This window comes from Bacteroides ovatus, assembly GCF_001314995.1.
Taxonomy (GTDB): Bacteria; Bacteroidota; Bacteroidia; order Bacteroidales; family Bacteroidaceae; genus Bacteroides; species Bacteroides ovatus.
This window is the reverse complement of the sequence record NZ_CP012938.1, coordinates 5,059,854-5,083,915: the sequence shown is the minus strand read 5'-3', so window position 1 is coordinate 5,083,915 and position 24,062 is coordinate 5,059,854. Positions and strand designations below refer to the sequence as shown.

Genomic DNA, 24,062 nt, shown 5'->3' with positions numbered 1-24,062 from the left:
CTTAAAACAGACTGATTATGAAACTTAAATATATCCTATTACCATTTATAGCAACTGCATTTACAATTAGTTCATGCAGCGATTTCCTCGACAGGAAACCATTGACTGATAATGTAGATGATGGATTCTTCACAGAGCCCATACAACTTCAAGCATATTGTAACAAAAAATACGAATTACTACCTGATTACAAAGATATCAACCTTTTTACTGAAGACCAAAAAAGCGATAATCAAGCAGGTGACGATCCGGAAGATCTATTCCTTCCACAGCGAATCAAAGTGGCAAGCGATGGAAGTTATAACCGACAAGAACATTTACGCGACTGTAACCACTTCCTACATTATACTCTTGAAAATGTAGAAAACGGGACACTTGAAGATAATAAAGAAACACAGCAATATATAGGAGAAATGTTTTTCTTCCGTGCTTATATCTATTTCGAATATCTAAGAAAATTTGGTGACTTCCCCATAATCAAAGATGAACTAATCGCTGACAACTATGCTGCTAATGTAGAAGCTAACAAACGTAAACCCCGTAACGAAGTCGCACGTTTCATTCTAGGAGACTTGGACGAAGCTATCAACCGATTACTTCCACGCAGCAATACATTAACCAAACATCGGTTGAATCAAGAATCAGCGTTACTTTTCAAATCCCGCGTTGCCTTATATGAGGCTAGTTGGGAAACCTACCATCAAGGAACAGCACGTGTTCCGGGAGGTCCGGGATGGCCAGGAGGCACTTTCAGCGACAATCTGGATACAGAAATAAATTTCTTCCTGTCTCAGGCCATGAAAGCAGCCCAACCAGTAGCAGAGGCCTTTTACGAAGTAATCACAGATGACATTAATGATTACATGAACATGTTCAACCAATACGATTTATCTGCTAACAAGGAAGTATTATTGTGGCGCATGTATAGTGCAGATGCCAAAGTAAATAGCTTAATAGAAGGCAACTATCATAGCATAAACACTGAAGGCTGTCTAGGAATTGGAGGAGGATATACCCGTTCTATGGTAGAAACATTTCTTACTAAAAACGGACTTCCAATCTATGCTTCAAACGACCAGTATGAAGGCGACAACAACATTGAAAGCGTAATGAAGAATCGAGATTTGCGTTTAGTGGAGTCAACCTTTAAACCTGGTGATTTAGTATACCGAGGTGCAACTCTAAGCGAGAACAGAGTGATGATATTTGCCAATTTACTCCAAGCATATCAAAATTTAAGTAAAACAGCCACAGGTTACGTAGTGCGGAAGGGATGGAGAGATAGCAATGTAGCTCCAACAGACAATTCACCTCTAGCTTACATGATATTCAGAGCATCGGAGGCTTTTCTCAATTATATGGAAGCAGACTGTATGAAAAACGGTGGTAACTCAATAGATGCAAACAGTCAAAAATACTGGAAAGCATTAAGAAAACGCGCAGGAGTATCTGATAATTACCAACTCACCATAGACAATACCGATTTGAATAAAGAAAATGACTTAGCCGTGTGGTCAGGAAATAAACAAATCAGTAAAATGCTATATAATATCCGACGCGAACGTCGATGCGAATTTATAGCAGAAGGCATGCGTAAGGACGATTTATTTAGATGGCGTTCGTTGGATAAAATGAAGGATTATACAGTTGAAGGATTTAACTGGGAAAAATACAAGGAACAAATATATTACAAAGAACAAATAAGAGGAGGACTAGATATAGCTGAAACAAAATACTTACAGCCACATGCTAAAAACGCATTAACTATCGCCAACGGTGGCTATAACTTTGAAGAGGCTAACTATCTCACCCCGATTTCTTATGACGTTTTCCGTATGTCAACCCCAGTGAAAGGAGGAGATCCAACCACTTCGGTAGTATATCAGAATCCGGGATGGCCGATAGGCTCCAATCTCTATGCTAATAAATAGGTATTCAACATAATCCATTAGAAATTAAAAGCTATTTTTGTATTCATGAATACTACCCCAAGAATGATATACCACCGGACATGGATAATCGGAGCAGCAATCGCTGCTCCGGTTCTTCCAGTCTTATCACAAACATCTCCCAACCTAGTTTTCATTATGGCCGATCAATACCGCGGAGACGCTATCGGTTGCATAGGCAAAGAACTGGTAAAAACTCCCTGCCTGGACAAACTTGCTTCCGAAGGAGTCTTGTTTACCAATGCCGTCAGCAGCTATCCCGTTTCGTCACCGGCACGAGCCATGTTAATGACAGGGATGTATCCCATTCACAATAAAGTGACAGGCAATTGCAATTCGCAAACAGCCCCCTATGGAGTAGAGCTTTCACAAGACGCCCGCTGCTGGAGTGATGTATTGAAAGACATGAATTATCAGACCGGATATATCGGCAAATGGCATCTGGATTCTCCATATAAACCTTATGTGGATACTTATAATAATAGAGGAAAAGTAGCATGGAACGAATGGTGTCCGCCCGAACGCCGTCACGGATTCGAACATTGGATAGCTTACGGAACGTATGACTATCATTTGAAACCAATGTATTGGAATACGACCGCTCCCCGTGACAGTTTCTATTATGTAAACCAATGGGGACCTGCCTATGAAGCTGACAAGGCAATCGAATATATCCAATTACAAAAGAACAAGCAACAACCTTTTGCACTGGTCGTTTCGATGAATCCGCCGCATACGGGATACGAACTGGTGCCGGACAATTACAAAGCCATATACAAAGATCTGGATGTAGAAGCACTCTGCGCCAACCGACCGGACATTCCTGCTAAAGGAACAACAATGGGAGACTATTTTAGAAACAACATCCGTAACTACTATGCCTGCATCACGGGTGTAGATGAGAATGTAGGGCGTATCATTGACGAACTAAAAAGAAATGGACTTTTTGACAATACAATCGTAGTCTTTACTTCCGACCACGGTATTTGTATGGGTGCCCACGAAAATGCAGGTAAAGATATTTTCTACGAAGAAGCAATGCGCATCCCTATGATTATTTCATGGCCGGAACGGATAAAGCCACGCAAAGAAGAGAATCTGATGATTGGCTTTGCCGACCTGTATCCTTCTCTCCTATCCTTGATGGGATTCCGGAAAGAAATCCCCGAAACTGTGCAGACGTTCGACCTGTCCCGTGAGATTCTCGGCTGCAGCAAACGGGAAGTCGTACAGCCATACTACTATGTGCAGTTTGACAATCATGCCACCGGATATCGGGGGCTGCGCACAAAGGCTCATACTTTTGTAGTACATGCCACCAATGGCGTAATAGATGACACAATTCTTTTTGACCGGACAAAAGACCCGCATCAAATGAATAATATCGCCAAACAACATCCCCGGCTAGTCCGGAAGTTCTGCAAACAACTGAAAGACTGGCTCACCCAAACCGATGACCCATTTGCAAATTATATAAAACCATAATAAATAAACACCATGAGAAAATTTTATTATCTTTCCCTCTTTCTCTTCTGTTCCGTTTGCAGTTTTGCACAACAACAAGATATTCCTGTCCCTAAGCCACATCAATTGAAATGGCATGAAGCCGAATTGGGAGCCGTGTTTCACTACGACTTGCATGTCTTTGACGGTATCCGCTACGGACAAGGCAACAATCGCATCAATCCTATTGAAGATTACAACATATTCAACCCGACAGAACTAAATACCGACCAATGGGTAGAAGCCGCAAAAGCTGCCGGATGCAAGTTTGCCGTACTGACAGCCACCCATGAAACCGGATTCGGACTCTGGCAAAGCGATGTCAACCCCTACTGCCTGAAAGCTGTGAAATGGAGAGACGGAAAAGGAGATATAGTCCGCGATTTCGTCAATTCCTGCCGCAAATACGGTATTCAACCGGGCATTTACGTAGGTATCCGGTGGAATTCCCTGCTAGGCATTCACAACTTCAAAGCTGAAGGTGAGGGTGAATTTGCCCGGAACCGTCAGGCTTGGTATAAACGCCTGTGCGAAAAGATGGTTACAGAACTTTGCACACGTTATGGTGACCTATATATGATATGGTTTGACGGCGGAGCTGATGATCCGCATGGTGACGGTCCCGATGTAGAACCAATCGTAAACAAATACCAACCGGAGTGTCTTTTCTATCATAATATCGACCGTGCCGACTTCCGTTGGGGAGGCTCGGAAACGGGTACGGTGGAATATCCCTGCTGGTCTACCTTTCCAGTTCCCTGTTCACATCATAAACGTATTGAAAGTAACACCGACCAATTAGAGTTGTTAAAACATGGTGATAAAGACGGTAAGTATTGGGTTCCTGCCATGGCGGACACACCACTAAGAGGAGCAAACGGACGTCACGAATGGTTTTGGGAACCGGATGACGAGAATAACATTTATCCGTTGGACGTCCTGATGGATAAATATGAAAAGTCCGTAGGACGAAATGCCACCCTTATCCTCGGATTGACTCCTGACCCCACCGGGCTTATCCCTACAGGAGACGCACAACGACTGAAAGAGATGGGAGAAGAAATAAATCGTCGGTTCTCTTCACCGGTAGCACATACTTCGGGGCAAAAGAAAAGTCTGACTCTGAACCTCGGAAAGAAACAAACCGTAAATTACTGTATCATCCAGGAAAATATAAAAAACGGTGAACGTATCCGCCAATATAAGATAGAAGCAAAAATAAATGGGAAGTGGCAAACTATCCGCACCGGGGAATCTGTAGGACACAAGCGTATCGAAAAGTTTGAGCTGGTAGAAGCATCCGCGTTAAGGTTTACTGTTCTTGGTTCTATCGCACTGCCGGACATTATCAATTTCAGTGCATTTAATGTCAAATAATACAAGAGTATGGGAAGAATAATCCACATCTGTGTATGTATTTTCGCTAGCATTCTGGCAACCACAGCAATGCTTGCTCAAAATCCGTTCACTTACTATAAAGGAAAAGGATACGAAGACATTGCAGCTTACCGGATGAAAAAAGTTATCGACCTGAACACCTATATTCCATCCGCCCCCATCTTATACGAACAATCAGTACCCGAACATCAAAATACACTTTCGTATAAAGTTGCACTGCCTCCGTATCTTTGTGGAGCATTCTTCAGCCGTGACTCCCGCACCGACGATCATCAATGGCCCAATAATACCAACCGGTTGCTCCCCTGGATGTTCGTCCGGTTGCAGGAGCTTACCCGGGATAACTATCCGGGCATCCCTTCCAACTCCCAACCTTCCACGCTGGGAGACGCCTTGCTTCTTCAACTCTCTAACGGCGAGTATTTGTTTGTTAAAGCCGTTGCAGGAGACAATAGCCTGAGTTGGCTTCAAGTCAATGCCGACGGAACACTTACACTTTATATCTCTACACTTGGAGAAGACCATTTAACGGGAAAAGTACCTCTCCTTCTAACTCAAAGGTCACAATCTGTATATGATGTATTTGGCAACGCCTATAATGCGTTGATTGCAGATAAAAAGGTATCTTCCTTAAAAAGAAGAGTAGATAAAGAATACTTCGAGGCATTCGATTATCTGGGATGGTGCACTTGGGAACATTATCATTATGATATTGACGAGACTAAAATATTAAATGACATGAATGCTATTGAAGCATCCGGCATCCCCGTACGTTATGTCTTGATTGATGACGGACACATAGCCAATGAAGACCGCCAGTTGACCAGCCTGACTCCGAACAAGCAACGTTTTCCCAATGGTTGGACCCGCATCATGAAGCGGAAACAAACAGATAAAATCAAATGGATAGGATTATGGTACGCCCTTTCAGGCTATTGGGCGGGAATTTCTGCCAGTAATGACTTTCCTCCCAAAGTCCGGCAGGTATTGTATTCCTACAACGGCAGCCTGCTGCCCGGTACAAGCGCCACTAACATCGATACCTTTTACGAATATTTTGTCAATACGATGAAAAAGAACGGATTTGATTTTCTGAAAATAGATAATCAATCTTTCACTCTTCCACTTTATATGGGTAATACACAGGTTATCCGACAGGCTAAAGACTGTAACCGTGCGTTGGAACGTCAAACCGACAAAGCACAGATAGGCTTAATGAATTGTATGGCACAGAATATAATAAACACAGACAATACATTACATAGCGCCGTTACCCGTGTCAGCATTGACTACAAAAAGTATGATGAAAACATGGCAAAATCACATCTGTTCCAGTCATACACCAATACACTTCTGCTGGGACAGACTGTTTGGCCGGATCATGACATGTTTCATTCCTCTGATACGATTTGTGGTAGCTTGATGGCACGTTCCAAGGCTATTTCCGGCGGACCCGTTTATTTATCCGATTCTCCAAGTGACTTTATTCCGGACAACATACTACCTCTCATTGATGAATCAGGAAAAATATTCCGCCCTTCCGCACCGGCAATCCCAACTCTGGAATCTATTCTGACTAATCCTTTGCAAAGTGGTAAAGACTACCGGGTATCAGCACCTACAGGAGACGAGGCCGTTTCTATTATTTGCTATAACCTCAATACTTCTCCCATCCATAAAGAAGTGAAAACATTCGTGAGCCCTAAAGACTACCTTGTCCCGAAAAGGACAACCGGTTATTTTCCTGCTGATAGTATATTGGTATTCAACTGGAAAAAACAAACAGCTGAAATACTGGCTACAGATAAAGAAATGAAATTAAAAGGCTTTACAGACTGTTTATTCCACCTTTGTCCTATCCGACAAGGTTGGGGAATAATCGGAATACAGGAAAAATATTTATCACCTGCTACCGTACAGCTACTTTCCCGTACCAATGAAACACTGACATTAAATGTTCTTTGTGCAGGGACGCTAAGGATATGGGTGGAATCCCAGGGGAAACAGGAACTGCGGAGTATCCTGATAAAAAAGCCTGGTAAAATTGAAATCAGTAAATAACACTTAATAATTACCCCCATGAATAAAAAGAAACTATTCCCCCTCGCACTTGTGCCGCTCGCTGCAACTGCTTTGCAAGCACAAAGTAAAGTACAGACGGAACTGACGGGCAAACGTCCCAACATCATTCTCTTTATGGTAGATGATATGGGATGGCAAGACACCTCTCTCCCATTCTGGACGCAAAAGACACACTATAACGAATTGTACGAGACGCCTAATATGGAACGTCTTGCCCGGCAAGGTATGATGTTTACCCAAGCGTATGCAAGCAGTATCAGTTCTCCTTCCAGATGCAGCCTCCTCACCGGAGCTAACGCAGCGCGTCACCGGGTAACCAACTGGACACTCAAAAAAAGCACTATGACAGACCGCAAAGATAAGCTGCTTACTGTACCGGAATGGAATTATAATGGTATCAGCCAAGTACCCGGCACTAACAATACCTTTGTAGGAACTTCTTTCGTACAAATCCTAAAAGATAGCGGTTATCACACCATCCATTGCGGAAAAGCCCATTTCGGTGCCATAGATACTCCGGGAGAAGATCCGCATCACTGGGGATTCGAAGTAAATATTGCCGGACACGCTGCCGGCGGACTCGCCAGCTATCTCGGCGAAGAGAACTACGGACATACCAAAGACGGGAAACCGATTTCACTGATGGCTGTCCCCGGACTCGAAAAATACTGGGGTACGGAGACTTTTGTAACCGAAGCGCTGACTTTGGAAGCCATTAAAGCACTGGATAAAGCAAAGAAATACAACCAACCTTTCTATCTGTATATGGCTCAATATGCTATCCACATACCGCTTAACAAGGATAAACGTTTCTATGATAAATACAAGAAGAAAGGAATGACCGACCACGAAGCAGCTTATGCCACCCTTATCGAAGGAATGGACAAAAGTCTTGGTGACTTAATGAACTGGCTGGAAAAGAACGGAGAAGCCAATAACACTATCATCATCTTTATGAGCGATAACGGAGGACTTGCATCCGAATCGGGATGGCGTGACGGCAAACTGCATACACAGAATTATCCTTTAAATAGCGGCAAAGGTTCTACTTACGAAGGAGGTATCCGCGAACCTTTGATTGTCAGTTGGCCGGGCGTAGTGGCTCCGGACAGCAAATGTGACAAGTATCTACTGATAGAAGATTTCTACCCTACGATCCTCGAAATGGCAGGAATCAAAAAATACAAAACAGTTCAGCCGATAGACGGTATCAGTTTCGTCCCTCTGTTGAAACAGACGGGCAATCCTTCTAAAGGCCGGAGCCTTTTCTGGAATATGCCTAACAACTGGGGAAATGACGGTCCCGGAATCAACTTTAATTGTGCCGTTCGAAACGGTGACTGGAAATTGATTTATTACTATGGAACAGGCAAGAAAGAGTTATTCAACATACCTGATGATATAGGAGAAAGCAACGACCTTAGTGCACAGCATCCGGACATCGTGAAGAAACTTTCTAAAGAGCTGGGCAACTTTCTAAGAAAAGTAGATGCACAACGACCGACTTTCAAAGCGACAGGTAAACCTTGTCCCTGGCCGGATGAAATTAAGTAAATAGATTACCTAAATAAAAGAACTGTGGCGGGGAGTGTGGAATAATTCCACACTCCCCGCCACAGTTTCCACACACTCCACACATACTTCCCCACTATCCTAATTGGCATCATCTTCCTCATTCCCTTATTTATCAATCACTTATCATACATTATCTAATTTTGGCACGCGCTTTGATCTTTAATTAGACGTTAGCGAAAAGCAATAACCGATTCCTTAACACAAAGGTAGAGAATTGAAAACATATGTCTAATAATCATTAAAGCAAACGATTATGAAAAAATTAGTATTAGTAGTAGCAATGTTTATGTTTGTTTGTGGTGGTTCATTCCTTGTAAAGGCTCAGAGTTCTGCAGAAGCTGTGACAGCCCCGACAGAAATCAATGCAACAGTTGTCAATGATACAGTAGTAAAAGATACTGTAACTAAAGAAGACGCGCCTGCAAAGGCATCACTGGTTGCACTCGCCGCCAATGTCAATGATACAGTTGTCACAGACACTACATCAAAAGACAAACCGGCTGAGCCTGTCAAGGAATAACCTTGCCAACAACATGCAGGACATAGTCTGCCGAAGAATAGTAAGCACACTACAAAAAAAGCCATCCCTACTTTCGTCTATTCCGGGGATGGCTTTTTTATTATCCTATCTTCTTACAATTATTCTGTAGGAGTACTTGTTTCCAATATCGGATCTGTTTTCCAACTTGAAACAATATTTGCCGCCTCTGCTTCGAAGCTCTTTCCTGCCAAGGACACAAATGTCTTGGTATTACCATTTCCATTATTGAATAACCAATTAGCTACCATTCCATCCTTATCCTCACTCAACAACTTGCCGCTCTGCTCGGAGATCTGTTGATCCGACAAGGCTTTTGTCCAAATACGGGCATAACTGATAGCTCCGTTCAACCGGCGTTTACCATCAGACTGGCCGATGTAGAAATCAGAAGTAAGATTGATCTCTTTCAAATCATCCGGCGTACCGTTTGATAATTGAAGCGTTTCTCTGACACCATTTACATACAATGCAATCCGTTCGCTTCCGCTCTTACTATTATCCAATACCACAGCCACATCATACCACTTATTGGTTTCTATCTTAGTAGAGCCCTCATAGCGAATACTACCTTTATCATCTGCAGCAAGCTGAAGGAAACGTTCTTCATCATTGCTTCCTCCCTTATGCACGTCGACACGCAGCAGGAATTTCTTCTCTATACCCATCACCGTATTAATCCGGGCATTTCCATTGTCATTGCCATTCAACGACTCAATATTGAAACGAGCCTCAAATGTGATCGTACTCAAATTCTTTAGCGATTCATCTGCCGTACCATTATATTCAAACGGTACTTTAAAGTAATTACCGCTACCTAGGTTCGCTACTTTATCTGCCTGTACCACCGTAACGGTCAGACTTAATTCCTGTTCCGCTTCGTCTCTGACAAACACGGTAGTGATACCCGCTTTTTTACCTATTAAATTGAAACGAGTGTCATCCACCTGCTGAATAGCTACAATCTCTTCATCCTCTGCTGTCAGACTATAACCTCCGTTCCCTTTTTCTACCGTAATCATGATCTTATTGTTGACTCCCACTCTCGGTGTCAGGTTGGAGACATCGATAGAAATCGGATTTACCGTCACCTGAACCACTGCCTGTTTTCCTTTATGGTCTGTAAAAGTCACTGTTGTATGTCCGTTCTTCAAACCTGTCAAAGTATAGAAAGGACGGAACTGATCTGTATTAACCATGCTGACAACCGTTTCATCCTCCACCTCATAAGACAATTCATCATTGCTGGAAAAGTTTCCCATGCTAACAATCAGTTGCTTTTCACCGGCAACTTCCAAGATCACCTCCGGTTCATTCACTTCCAATTCAAATACACCTACATTCACAGAAATATTGGCAACTACTCCTTCTCCATCCATTACTTCGACGGTAGTGGCCCCATTCTGTGAGCCACTTTTTACAGTTATCAATTCGCCGGAAACGGTAGCCGTTGCAATGGCAGTGTTGAAACTTCTCACGGTATAGTTTCCGTTTCCAACCACTACATTCACTTTGGCTTCCTCATTCTGCCCGATACGTATTACCGGTTTGTTCACAATCAACTCTATCAAGTCTTTAGCCACATCGTCATCGTCATCACAACCTGTAACGGCAAACGATAATACCGACAAAAGCAACAGACACATATATGTATAGATTCGTTTCATCTGATTTTCTTTTTAAAGTTATACATTCCTACCGGTTTACCATCCGGGATTTTGTTCAATGGTCGGTGTCTTCTGCAACTCACTCTGGCGAATCGGGAACAGATAATGCTGAATAGAGAACGTACGTTCTTCCACGCAGAAACGCTCCATTCTATATTTCACACCGTCAACCGTAATGGCCCCATTCTCATCCTGCACCGGACGCATTCCGTTAATCATTCGCTGGCAACGGGGCAATGCACCGTTATTGGCAGCCCAGTATTTCTGTGTACGTTTTGAATTGTCACTCCCGCTCGATTTCCAAAGGCTTTCCTTTGCTAGCTCTTCCTTACTGGTGGGTTCCAAATACAAGCGGCAAGTCCACGGACGTTTTCCCTCATAAAAAAGTTCCACGCGACGTTCGCGCTGAATGTATTCACGCATCAACTGTTGATTAGTCTTTACTTCCGGCGGCATCGGTTTCATAAAAGAACGTTCACGAACCGTATTCACCAATTTATAAGCTTCATCGATATCCTCGCCCAATTCATTACAAGCCTCTGCATAAATATAAATAAACTCCGGAAGACGCCAGATGGCGGGCGCATTGATACTGAAGTTACCGGATTTGTTCCATGACTCCTGTTGGAATTTACGTAAATAATAACCGGTAGTAGTTGCATTGGTAGCACCAATCTTATCGGAACCACTCGCCGTATTGATCGTTTTCGACTCGTTCTTATTATTACGGTAAGGAGCTCCGTGATAAATTACATCGCGATAGAAACGCGGGTCACGAGTACCTTTCACATACGGATTAGTATCATCATAGCCACCTTTGCGGGCTTCTGCCGAATATACCGGATAGCCATAATCACCTACGATATATTCGTATTCATCCACTTGTTCCTGCACCGGTTGCTGGCGCGAACTTCCCTCACGGCTGGGCGGATAAATATCACCCTGCCATGCCTGATCCTTGCTCTTCGTCATAAAGAACACATACTCATTGGCAAAGGCATCCATATCATAAAACATATCCCACAAACGAGCATATACACGGCTGTCATTCAGATTACCGTCAGCCGGATCCTTGAAATCATTTGCATCATGTTTCGTATAGAGAGAATAACGCTTGGTTCCGCCGACTTCGAAATCCAGAACGGCTTTAGCCGCTTCTTTGGCTTTTCTCCAACGAGTAGCATCATAAGCATACTCATTTTCAAACACACGACGCAAGTTGTATCCATATTGAGAAGCACCGTTCCACAACGGAGTAGCCGCTACCCAGCGAACAAAAGAAATCAATCCCAGACAGGCTCCCTTATCCACACGACCAAAATTCTCGGAAGTTTTCACATATTTATTAGGAACCATGCCATAAGCAGTTTGCGCATCTGTCACAATCTTTTCAACCATCGAATGAACAGATTCTTTCTTGAAGTCCATATTATCTCCGGCATTAATCACACGGTCAATATAAGGAGCTTCGCCATACATACGCAATAACAGCATGTGGAAATAACCACGCATGAAATACATCTCACCGATACGGTTGCGAAGATCACCATCCTGCTGTGGGTTGTCGGGCGTATTATACTTCTGTACATTTTCTATAATCAGGTTCGCTTTACGGATTCCTTCATAGAGAGCTTCCCAATATTGCCCTACACTACCGGGCAAAGAATTCGGGTTCCAGGCACCGTTATTGAAGTTATTCGTAATGTTTCCCTCTACGTTGGTTCCTTCACATTCGTCCGTAATGGCACTGTTGCTGAAGTGCTCAAAGAACACCAGCGGACGGTCTGCTTTCTTTGCAGCCGCGTATACGTCGGAAACCAGTCCGTTCACTTTTTCGTAACGGGCAAAAACGTCCGCTTCCGTAATATTATCATCATCGTCCCGATCCAGGTAATCGCTACATGAAGTAAAGACCAACGGCAGGACCAATAAAGCAATTGCTGAAAATCTATATAACTTTTTCATATTTCTATCTTATTTAGAATGTTATATCAATACCAAAATTGAATACCTTTTGAATAGGATACCAGGAAGCTCCGTCTCCGGATTTCGTTTCCGGATCTATATCCACATCACCCAGTTTATCAAAAGTCAACAGATTCAGACCTTGTACATAGATACGTGCCTGTTGCACATGGAATTTACGTAATAATTTGGGTGATACATTGTAACCAATTTCCACATTCTTAAGACGCAGGTAGGAAGCATCATACAAAAACAAACTACTGTTTCCATTCTTGTTGTTATCATGTGTTCCATAATGCAATGCCGGATATTTGGCAGTAGCAGCCGTTTCCGGTGTCCAACGGTCCAGATGCATTTTCTTCACACGTCCGATCTTATCTTGTTCAAATTGCGGGAAGTCAAATACAGCAGCCCCATTCAACAGAATAGATGATTTTGTCGCACCTTGCAATAATACACTAAAATCAAAGTTCTTATACTGGAAACCGAAAGGAATACCGAACATCAGTTCCGGACTACGCGGATTTCCCATTGCTGTACGGTCTTCATCATCAATCACTCCGTTACGATCCAAATCCTTATAAACAACATCTCCCGGAATTAATTGTCCCCACGGCTGATAACCGATCTTGTTCAAACGGTCAGCCTCTTCCTGATCGGCTACAAAATGATCGAACACATAGACGAAGTTTTCGTATAAACGTTTACCGGTTTCTTTACGCCAGGAGTTCTTGCGGGCAACTTCCGCTTTATATTCCAAACGGTTGCGGGAGAAAGTCAGGTTCGGACGAATATAGTAACGGAAATCCTTTCCAATCTTATCATTCCAGCTCAATTCGATATCCACACCGCGGTTGCTTACTTCACCCAGATTCTGTAAAGCTGCATCTTTACCTACAATATCCGGATATCCCATGATACCGTCACTATTCATATCTGTAATAATGTCAAAACGATATTCATAAAATGCATCTATCGTCAATGCCAAACGTTGGTTCAGGGTAGTAAAGTCGATACCGACATTCAGTTTACGGGCTTTCTCCCAAGTCAGATTCGCATTAGCCAGATTACCTTCGGAAGTACCGCCTACATTCGTACCAAAGTTATTACCGAAATCATAACCGCTGCCACCACCGTAGAAAGCCAGATATGGGAAACGGCTGCTGACGTTGTCACTACCTACCAAACCATAGGAGGCTCTTACTTTCAGGAAGTCAATCCAGGAAGCCTTTTTCATAAATTCCTCTTCAGAGACTACCCAACCGATTGAACCAGCTGGGAAGAACCCGTAACGTTTGCCCGGAGCGAAGTTTTCGGAACCATTGTAACCGAAGTTAAATTCCATCAGATACTTCTGATTATAATAATAAGCAAAGCGTCCGGTGATACCCTGGCTATGATAAGCCAGTTCATTGTTAACAGTACGGTTACCACGGTTTGCCAATAACATGGCGGTCACTTCGTGGCGGTTGCTAAACAAACGGTTGTAATCCAAACGTGCCTGTATATAAGTACGTCCGTCAGAAGCGTTATGACTGAATCCGTTGCCAATAGTCTGGTCAATATCATATTTGTTACCCGTTTTGTAAGCACCCGTATAGTGTCCGCCTGCCATATAAGCATCCGAACCTTCGATCGGCATAAACGTCGCATATTTCGGATATTCACGATAACCGTCTTTGTAAGTATCCAGTTTACGATTAATCCAGCGTCCTTCAGAAGCATCATAAGAGAACATCACTTCCGCTTTTAATCCTTTCGTCAGAAATTCCATATCCAGATTCATGGCAAAACTACCATTCAGATACGTGTTCTTTTCATTCAGATAACCGGTACGGCTCAATTCACCCAGAAGATTGTAACGGTAGATATTGTCACCATAAAGCATTCCACGAGGATTTTGCTGAATGTATTCCTCATTCTGCGGATGCGCATTTTCTTCCACCAGGATGGGCAGATATGGAGGCTGGGTAGCACAGATGGTCATCAGGCGACCGGCTGTTGTACCCGGTGCATTACGGTCGGTAATACGGGCCCCCAAATCCAAACGGGTACTCAAATAACGATTAATGTTGATATCGATGTTCGAACGGAAGTTGTAACGGGTGAACTTGGTTTGCGAGTCATATTCACCGGCATTCGAATATTTGTAGTTACCGCCTTGTGAAAAGTAATTGGCCAATACATAATAACGTACCTTGTCCGTACCTCCACGAATGGAGAGGCTGACATCTTCCTGCAAACCGGGTTTGAAGGCAAAATCATAATAATCCCAGTCATATCCCAAACCATCGGAGTTGTCTCCTTTCGCACGGCGGAAATTGTCAATCGCCTGTTGAGAGAAAAGGTTCAAACTGCTGATGTCTGCGCCCGTCATCTTGGCATCGTTCAATCTGGCTTCATTATATAAAGTTGCATAATCGGCAGAGCCTAAATATTCGGGGAAACCGATCGGCTGGTTAATACCAATAGAGGCTTTCAGGTTCACGGTTGCCTTTTCCGCTGCCTTACCACGTTTGGTAGTAATAACGATTACACCATTTGCACCACGGATACCATAAGCGGCAGTGGCGGAAGCATCTTTCAGGATAGTGAATGTTTCAATTTCATCCGGTGCGAGGTAACTCATGTCACGTTCGATTCCATCGACAATGACAATGGCACTCTGGTTACCGTAAGTTGCCTTACCACGGATAAACAATTCACTTTGATCCACACCCGGTTCACCACCCGCATACTGGTTTACAATCAACCCCGGCAGACGTCCGGCAAGCGCATTGTTGATATTGGCAGTAGGACTTTGCGTCAGATCTTTTGTCGTGATGGTAGCAACAGAACCGATCATCGTTTCTTTACGTTGTTTGGTATAACCTACCACAACCACTTCCTGCAAGGCTTTCGTATCTTCCTGTAGTAAGACAGTCAGTTCCTTCTTTGCACCGGGAACAATTTCCTGTGGCTGGTAACCCAGGTAAGAAAACACCAACGGAGCTTCCGCATAAGGCAGCTTCAATGTAAACTTACCATCCATATCGGTAATCGTACCTGCATTGGCCACCCCTTTCACGACAACAGACACACCGATCAACGGGTCATTTGTCGTCTTGTCCAATACCGTACCCGACACTGTTATTTTATTACTTTGTGTGGCCTGCACCTTTGCCGTTCTTCCCGTTTGCGCCACACCCTGCAAAGGTATACCTGCAAGAAGAGTGCAAGAAACAGCCACCAGACAAATATTTCTTTTTATATGTATCATCTTTCTTTTCGATTTTCTATGTGTAATAAATCAATCTTATTCCTCTGCTTTCTTACCGAAATCCGGTCCGACCCAGTTGGCCTTTTCCGTTGCTTTACCTTGCACCCAGTCTTCATAACGGGCACGGATTTCAATCATTGTTGCTCCCGGGACTTCCGCATTCAAGGAGATTGTCAGGCGATCTTCCCTGTTATCGCGATTACCAAAGGTCGGTGCTTTTGCCCAGTCGTACTCCCACACATAATAGCCTTCGGGATGAGCCAACGTCCAAAGCACATCAGAACAGCTGCGCAATGCAGCGATAAACTTATTCTTGGTCTTTTCCGGATAAAGGCTGTTAGTCGGCTGTTTCACCATATCCAGGAAGTAACGAACAAATATTCCACGGAATAAAAGATTATCTCCCGAATTTCCTTCACCACTGAATACCGGATAGTTGGAATCCATCTTCTTATTCACTTGGTAAGAGCCGAAAGCAACCGCATTACGAAGATATTCATCCTCACCTGTAGCGTTGTACAGCTCCAGGGCAGCCGCCATAAATGTTCCCTGATTATAAGACAAGGCTACTTTATCAGGATCTCCCGGTGTTCCGTCATCTTTAATACTAAGATTATCATATACCTGTCCGGTGGAAATATCACACAGATAAGCCGTCATCCAGTTGTATACCTCTTTGGCGAAGTTCAGGTAATAAGCAGCCTGCTCTTCCCAGCCATCTTTAGCCTCCTTAACGGTAAGTTGATACAATTTCATAGCCAGAAGGCAACCGGGACCATTGGAACAAGACATACGTGAAGCCGGCGCATCCGTTTTCCATGCCATTCCTCCTACCCCTTTATAGTCATTCTTCGCTCCCTTGATATGGTTCCACATCTTCATCAACGCACTGTAGTAATCCTGATCGCCAGTCAATTCATAAACCCGCAGACAAGACAGTGCCATCCATTCCATATCATCATAGAAGTTATTCCAGAAGTCTTTGCCACCATAACCGCAATGTTCATTCCAGTCATCAAAAGCCGGCAGGAAAGGTTTCATGATGTTTTCATACAAATGAGCTTGATATTCGGGATTGTTTGCGTGACGGATATAAGCATCGATCACGATGTCCAATGCATGTCCCTGCGACCATCCGCCGCTACCGCCCGTGCTTGCCGGTTCTCCGGTTTCCGGTGTATTCGGTTTTTCCCAGTAAATGCTTCCGCAAAAGGTATCCCGTCCGCTGGCATTCTCATAGAAATATTTGATATAAGTTCCCGTACTTTTGTCGGCTGCATCTGTCCAGTTCACATCCGACACATATTCACCGGATGAATTACCTTTGTAGATGTCTCCCAGATCGCCGTCGTCACAAGCTGTAAATATTGCCAGTGCACCACTTAACAACAAAGCTCTTTTTGATAATGATACTATATAGTTCTTCATATTATTATTCAGTTTTAATCTTCATTCGTTTCCGAAGCTACCCAACGGTGGGTGTACGTTCCAAACTCAGCATTGAAATAGAGGGTTACATCGGTTTTCACCGTAGCATAATAGACATTTCCCTGCTTTTCGCCCCATTGCAGTAATTCGTCGCAGAAACGGAAACTGTAATCCCATGGATCTGTGCCCAATGCCAGTTGATATAAATTATAATAGCTGTTGTCGGTAGTCAGATTCGGTTGCCCTTTATCTTTCTCCTTATGTCCCCAACGGTAGGTTGTTCCGTTGATTTCCATCTTAAAGCTATGACGGGTTTCACCGCTTCCTGCCCAACTTTCCGTTTGTTTCCGGGCAGTATAATTCTTCACACCCCATTTGCCATATCCCAGATAGTTGAAATCCTGTCTATACCCACCCGAATGGTTATAAAGATATACAGCTCCTATTTCATCGTAACTGATCGTTTGTTCACCCATATTGATGGTAATCCGGTAGATGCCTGATTGAGGAACCGTAACTGTATAGTCTTCACCATCATTACGCTCACGCAACACTCCGTTGTCGTCTACATAATAATAGCATTTGCGACCTTCTACAGTAGACATAAATATAAATGGCTGGTCGGCTTTCAATTGAGTGAAAGTCTGATAGATTCCTTCATTCTGACGGAGCATTTGTTGTGCTTCCGCTTCATCACCATCATCTTCCGTGCCCACGCCAGTGATATAAACCGGCTCGTTTTCAGAAGGCATATCATCAATGCCGTCCATCATAAAAATTACGAAATAACCTTCCAGACTACTAAGAGCCTGATCCAATCCGCAATAAGCACGCACCTTCCAACGCAGTGTGCCGTTGGTATTGCAACGGAATTTAGCCAGTTTACCTATTGTGTTTGCCTGATAATGGGTTAAAGTCAACTGCGATTCCAAACCGTTATTGTCAGAAAAGATCGTTTCTACCGGTTTGGTAAAGTCTCCCCCGATCGTATCAATCAATACTTCATAACGATATACTGTATTTCCGTGTTTCTCGGTAGGCGTCCATTTCAGAACAATATCCGTCAACGAAGCACCCGAAAGTACTACTCGCTCGCCACTAGCCATTGCATCCATTGTTCTAACAGGTTCAGGCGGAACAATCGGTTCATAATCATCCGGATCAAATCCCGGATTCAGTTTATTGTCACAAGCCGTCAGTCCGATAAGAAAAAACAGCAGGGCAAATTTGATTAGTTTTTTTGTTATCATATTGTTTCTCATATTATTATATTCCTAGTTTTAGTATGAATGAGGACATTCAATTGGTTCAAAGCGGCTCTTATCTCCATTATAAGTTGCAGGAAGTTCCGCTCCCCAGGCAGGTTTATTTTCGCTTATATTCTGCAAACAAACTTGCGCATCCAATCCGCTGCCGCCATTTCCCCAATTTTCAAAAACTGTAGTACCTCCGACACCTTTCGAGAATACCCAATATCCCATCAAGTCAGAGTGTTCTTCTGCATTAAGGATTTTGCACATATTCGCTTTAATTTCACTTTCGTCCAACGCTCTCTTCCACATCCGTGCCTGATAAACTTTGCAATATCCTACCCGATATGAATCTCCGGAACGTCCAATCAACAGTGCTTTATCATTTCCACCTACATCTGTCAGATTGAGAGATGAATTAGGGGCACAATCCTCATAAGAGTTATCTGCAGGAGTCAACGTTTCTCTCACCCCGTTTATATACATTTTATAAGCCTCTTTAGTACTTGATTTCGTTCCATCATATACAATGGCTATATGATACCATTTACCCGGAGTCTTACGTCCACCTTCCGAATCATCGCAATAAATAGTTTGCTGACTACGGAAACGGGGATCACTCTTACCATTCTTATCTGTTATCGTAATATTTACCGGATCGGCTCCAGTCTCGAACTTGGCAGTCAACGGAATAACTTGTCCGGATAGTTCACCCACTTCCAAAAACTTATCAGCACCTTCCGGTATGGAAATCTGATAATCTCCGTTACCGGTCAAAATCTTCACCAGTCTCTTTTCACCGATAAAAAGGTCAAAACCTTCTTCCGGTGCATCTACCGTCAAATCCCAGAGTTTTGCTACCCGAACCAGCACTCTAGCCACTTTCTTACGTCCATCTACTATTAATATAGTAGTTTCCGTACGGTTATTTTCTTCCAACTGGCTATTTTCGGTAGCTTTAATAGTCACCTTATTACCATTGATTGTAGCCGTCGCCACGTTTTCATCAAATGGCTTCACATAATAATCGCCATTACCGGAGGTGATACTCACCGTAATTTCGTCTCCTTGTAGTAGTGTCACCGAATTATTATCGACAACCAGATCTGTTGCCGGTTTCACTTCCTGTTCTTCTTTATCATCACTGCACGATACCATAAAAAATGGAATGGTCAATGCTGAAAGAAATAAAAAACTAAGTTTCCTTTTCATTAGATTAAAGATTAATAAATTAATACTTTTCAAGTTTATCTACTTAAAAACTTCGATGAGACAAAGATAAAATCACTAAACTCTACCAAAAGAAAATTAACTATCCTTTTTTACCTTTTGGCACGGATATTTACTATATTAACACGGATATTTACTTCTTCTTTTTCTTTAAAAATTCCCGCCACAGGCTACTGCTGAACCTCTTCCAAATGTTTCATCCGAAACTCTTTTGGCGTGCACTCATACTTTTCACGGAACACCTTAAAGAAAGTAACTTTGTTCGAGAATCCCGAATCGAATACAATTTCATCAATCGTCTTTTTAGTGGTCAGCAATAAATCTTTCGCTATGTGCAAACGACATTCCTTAATCAGATCGGTCGGGCTATCCTCTCCTATCTCTTCCATCTTCCGATAAAGACTCCGGGGACTGATTGCCAGTCGATCGGCGATATAACGCGGAGTCAAATCTTTGTTCGTTATATTATCATTGATAATCTTCAAAACCGACTGAAGGAACTTCTTCGACTCTTTATGCGTCAACTTCCCGTCCGACTTTTCAAAAGAACTGATCGGCGAACTGAAATAATTTTTCAACACCTCTTTCCGTTCTATCACCTGACAGACAGAGATACGAAGATACTCCGCACTAAACGGTTTTGTGATATACATTTCCGCACCGGCAGAAAGGGCTTCCATCTGTTGTTCCATCTCGTGCCGTCCGGAAACCACAATAATAGGAATATGCGCCGTCTCTTTCACCGATTTAATCCGCCTGGTCAGTTCAATGCCACCCATTCCCGGCATCATGACATCACAGATAATCACATTCGGATAAACCTCATTCATCACCTGATCCAGCCGTTCAGGATCTTGCAAGGTTACCACATTGAAGTCAGCCGAGAAGATTTCTCCAATAAACCATAGCATTTCGATTTCATCATCGACAACCAAAAGCGTAGGACGCATCTTATCAAACTCATACTGGGGAAGTTTCAGTATCGATTGAGTATCTATCTTAGGGATGTATTCCGCTGTGAGCCGCTTGGTTTCCGACACTCCGGTAGTCAGTTTCACGACCGGCAAGGTTAGTGTAAACATCACCCATCCGTCAGGAGTATTTTCCACTTTCAACGTACCATTCAGCAACTTTGCCATATTATAAGAGATGGCTAGCCCCAGTCCGTTCCGTGAAAAGTTCTTTTCATCCTGATTCTCGAAATTATCCAAAATGGCATACCGATTAAAAATATACTGAAAATCCTTTTCCTTGATGGTACTTCCTTCATTTGCTACACGAAGAGCCAGCATATTTTCCCGGCTCGTATCCACTTCAATCTTGATACTCTGTCCGTCGGGAGTATATTTAAAGGCATTAGAAATCAGATTAATAATAATTGTATTCAGGAATCCTTTGTCCGAGTTCCACATCACCTGCTCGGGTATCTTGCTCAAGAAAGTGATGTTTCTGGATTTAGCCATTTCAACAAACGTTTTGGCTATTCCTTTCACAATGGAAGACACATTCAATGACTCAACCCGCACTTCCCTGTTTCCCGTTTCAATCCGACGGAATTCGATCAACTCATGAATCAGGTTGTTGAGACGCTCCGCATTCGTCTGAATCATCTGTACGTAGTCCACGACAAATTTACTAAGTCCCTTCGATGAAAGGATTCGTCCGCAAGGACCATAAATCAAAGTCAGCGGAGTACAAAATTCATGTGCGATATTAGTAAAGAAACGAAGTTTGGACTCAAAGACATTCTTTTGATGGCGTTTCTCTATCTCGTTCAGCAATTCCTGCTTTTTACGTTTGGAGCGCAGGATAAAGGAACGTATCAGCAAGGCTGCCAGTAAAAGCAGACACAGGGCATAAATCAAATAAGCCCACCAGGAAGCATACCACGGATCACCTATACGAATCACCAGAGAATAGACATCACTCTCTTTATCAAAAACACTATTGTAATATTTCACCAGTAAGGTATATTCGCCGGGAGCCATATTCGTAAAAGAGACTCCGCTTTCCGAACCATTGTTTACCCATTGGTCACTCAATCCTTTCAGTTTATAGAAATAGGTACAGTTATTACCATTCAGATAATCCACAGAGGCAAATGAAACAGAAAAGAAATTCTGGTCATACTGCAAATTCAAGACTTCAGTTTCTTTTTTCCGGGTGAGAAATTCGCCCAGATTGTATTGTTCACCGAAGATAGACAGCTTATCAAAATAAACAGGAGGCATATAAAGCTGCTCCGGACGGCCATCCGCCCGGATAGCTACGACTCCATTGATTCCGCCAAAGAACAGAGTACCAGTCTGGGAATCCCGAAAAGCGGCTCCGTCACTAAACTCTACCACCTTTAAACCATCTCCAAAACCGTATGAACGAAAGACATTCCTTTTCGTATCGAAATTGATTAATCCAAGATTGGTGCTCAACCAGAAGTCGTCGGACGAGTTTCTAAGAATTGCATGAATGGTATTATTCAGGAAACCATTCTTGGCATTGAAGAGCTGATAAGAGGTTTCCGATGTGTACTTTATCAATCCGTAGCTCGTTCCGAAAAGATAGTTATTGCTGCTGTCTTTACTGATAGCGAGAATATTATTCAGGGTCATGTTTTCGTATTTGTGAGTAGACACCGGTTCCAGGCCATTCGTCGTTTCGTTATAGCGGAATACCCCATATCCTTTATTGCCAAACAACAGGTTGGCTTCATTCTCCGCATAAATAGTAAAGAAATAGTTCGATCCCAGTTCGCCGTCATTGATGATGTAACGTTGCGCATCCACAATCACCGGATTGTCCGGTGTTCCGGCAATACGAGCTTTCACCACTCCCATGCCGACACTCGCCAGCCACAGTTCGGAATCTGCTGTTTCGTAAATGTCATGGATGTATTTGAAATCTTCGTTACCGATCCGTATTGGTATACTCTTGATACGTTTTTCCCGATATGAATAATAAGTTAATCCTTCTTCGTCTCCTATCCAAAGCAAATTCCGGTGGCTCTTGGCAAAACAATAAACGGCATTACTACTCAAAGCACTATTAGAGGTAGTCAACACCTCCGCCCGACAGTCGGAGATGTTTTTATCGAATTCGTAATCATAGATTTTAAGAATTCCGTTTCCTTTGGTTCCCACCCAGAAAGTACGTTCATCATCAAGATAGATGGCACGCACGGGGCGTTCTATTTTCTCGGTATAATTGCTAAGCACCATTGATTTGATAGAATAAAGCGGGTTCGAATAAAGATAAACACCCTGCCCGTCGGTACCAATCCAAACAACATCCTGAAAACGGTCTTTCTTGAGACAGAATACACCGCTGTTGATAGGTAACGACTGAATTTGATAATGATTCGTCTCCTTCTGTTTCTCCAACAGCAGAATACCATCCATCAAAAAGCCCACAAAATAGCTGTTATGATAATGAACGATGGAAGAAATTTTGCCACGTTCCTGTATTTCTTTACCTAGATTGGCAATAAACTCATTCTTCTGGGTCGGAATATGGAAAGCATAGAAATTAAATTCCTTGTCTATGTAATAAAGAGATTGCTCGTCATTGAAACAATAAATCAAGGAAGTCTGATAAATCAGGTTCGTTTTCTGGGGTAACAGGGTGATATCTCCCGATGCGGCTTCCTGCTGTATATCATAACAGCGGTTATATCCTTTCATGACTACCCACATCCGGTTGTTACCGTCGATAAAGAAGTTTACGATATCGGAAATCGGGATTCCCGTGATATTGATTTTCTTGAAGACTCCTTCTTTTTTATGATAATAATAAATGCAGTTACTATCCTGGATAATGAACAGATTACCATGACTATCCTTATTCATAAAGAAGAGTTTCTGAAATTCATTATAGTGAGTGATTGTATTGGTTTTCCGGTTCAAACGGTTCAGCCCATAGTAGGTTTGAATCCAGTAAATATCTTCGCCCGTATACACAATATTGTCAATCAGATTACCAGATAAGTAATCCTCCTTGTCACGAGTCTTAAATTCCTCAATCTCCTGTCCATCATAAATATTCAGCCCGTCGCAGGTCCCAATCCACATCAATCCACGCTCATCCTGGCACAGAGATGTAATCGAACTATTAGACATATACTCTTTATCTGCAACTTGCTTCAAATTATAAGCATAAGCGTTATGTATCAACAGATTAAGAAAAAAGAATAGAATAAAAACCGACTGTTTTCCCATAGTGTAT

Annotated in this window: 14 protein-coding genes; 6 read left to right on the top strand and 8 right to left on the bottom strand. The window is 42.8% G+C overall.

From position 1 onward, the window contains the following. Positions 1-17: 17 nt before the first annotated feature. Positions 18-1,931 carry a RagB/SusD family nutrient uptake outer membrane protein gene (locus Bovatus_RS19160; RefSeq protein ID WP_004299926.1) on the top strand — a complete coding sequence of 638 codons (1,914 nt, stop codon included), beginning with the start codon at positions 18-20 and terminating at the stop codon, positions 1,929-1,931. A gap of 17 nt (positions 1,932-1,948) precedes the next feature. Here the strand turns inward: Bovatus_RS19160 and Bovatus_RS25735 are convergent, their stop codons facing one another. Next, a complete protein-coding gene (locus tag Bovatus_RS25735) occupies positions 1,949-2,086 on the bottom strand; it encodes a hypothetical protein (RefSeq protein WP_224440872.1) in 138 nt (45 codons plus the stop codon). Between Bovatus_RS25735 and Bovatus_RS19155 the strand changes: the two genes are divergently transcribed. The 5 genes from Bovatus_RS19155 to Bovatus_RS19135 all read left to right on the top strand — a co-directional run bounded on the left by Bovatus_RS19155 (position 2,031) and on the right by Bovatus_RS19135 (position 9,027). Then, on the top strand, positions 2,031-3,434 hold the full coding sequence (locus Bovatus_RS19155) for a sulfatase family protein (protein WP_224440868.1): 1,404 nt from the start codon (positions 2,031-2,033) through the stop codon (positions 3,432-3,434). The two genes, Bovatus_RS25735 and Bovatus_RS19155, sit on opposite strands and share 56 nt — an antisense overlap. 12 nt (positions 3,435-3,446) lie before the next feature. After that, complete coding sequence (locus tag Bovatus_RS19150) at positions 3,447-4,829, top strand: alpha-L-fucosidase (protein WP_004299923.1); 1,383 nt, start codon at positions 3,447-3,449, stop codon at positions 4,827-4,829. 9 nt (positions 4,830-4,838) lie between these two features. Then, the gene (locus tag Bovatus_RS19145; RefSeq protein WP_004321038.1) at positions 4,839-6,911 is read left to right on the top strand and encodes a Sip1-related alpha-galactosidase; all 2,073 of its coding nucleotides are present in this window, start codon (positions 4,839-4,841) and stop codon (positions 6,909-6,911) included. An 18-nt stretch (positions 6,912-6,929) separates the two neighbouring features. Continuing rightward, positions 6,930-8,486, top strand: a complete 1,557-nt coding sequence (locus Bovatus_RS19140; protein ID WP_004299921.1) for a sulfatase — start codon at positions 6,930-6,932, stop codon at positions 8,484-8,486. Between the two features lie 274 nt (positions 8,487-8,760). Further along, entirely contained in the window at positions 8,761-9,027 is a 267-nt protein-coding gene (locus tag Bovatus_RS19135; RefSeq protein ID WP_004299920.1) for a hypothetical protein, read from the top strand. A gap of 119 nt (positions 9,028-9,146) precedes the next feature. Here Bovatus_RS19135 and Bovatus_RS19130 read toward each other — a convergent pair whose 3' ends face one another. The 7 genes from Bovatus_RS19130 to Bovatus_RS19100 form a co-directional block, all read right to left on the bottom strand. Continuing rightward, positions 9,147-10,712: a LamG domain-containing protein gene (locus tag Bovatus_RS19130; protein WP_004321034.1), complete on the bottom strand. Its 1,566-nt coding sequence runs from the start codon at positions 10,710-10,712 to the stop codon at positions 9,147-9,149. Positions 10,713-10,748: 36 nt separating this feature from the next. Next, the gene (locus Bovatus_RS19125) at positions 10,749-12,677 is read right to left on the bottom strand and encodes a RagB/SusD family nutrient uptake outer membrane protein (RefSeq protein WP_004299918.1); all 1,929 of its coding nucleotides are present in this window, start codon (positions 12,675-12,677) and stop codon (positions 10,749-10,751) included. A 13-nt stretch (positions 12,678-12,690) separates the two neighbouring features. Then, positions 12,691-15,936, bottom strand: coding sequence for a SusC/RagA family TonB-linked outer membrane protein (locus Bovatus_RS19120; protein WP_004299917.1), 3,246 nt, complete (start codon positions 15,934-15,936; stop codon positions 12,691-12,693). Between the two features lie 36 nt (positions 15,937-15,972). Then, positions 15,973-17,364, bottom strand: a complete 1,392-nt coding sequence (locus tag Bovatus_RS19115) for a glycoside hydrolase family 76 protein (protein ID WP_004299916.1) — start codon at positions 17,362-17,364, stop codon at positions 15,973-15,975. Between the two features lie 14 nt (positions 17,365-17,378). Then, a complete protein-coding gene (locus tag Bovatus_RS19110) occupies positions 17,379-18,626 on the bottom strand; it encodes a SusE domain-containing protein (protein ID WP_004299915.1) in 1,248 nt (415 codons plus the stop codon). An 18-nt stretch (positions 18,627-18,644) separates the two neighbouring features. Next, positions 18,645-19,826, bottom strand: coding sequence for a LamG-like jellyroll fold domain-containing protein (locus tag Bovatus_RS19105; RefSeq protein WP_004299914.1), 1,182 nt, complete (start codon positions 19,824-19,826; stop codon positions 18,645-18,647). Positions 19,827-20,014: 188 nt separating this feature from the next. Then, complete coding sequence (locus Bovatus_RS19100) at positions 20,015-24,055, bottom strand: hybrid sensor histidine kinase/response regulator transcription factor (RefSeq protein ID WP_004299913.1); 4,041 nt, start codon at positions 24,053-24,055, stop codon at positions 20,015-20,017. Between the last annotated feature and the right edge of the window lie 7 nt (positions 24,056-24,062).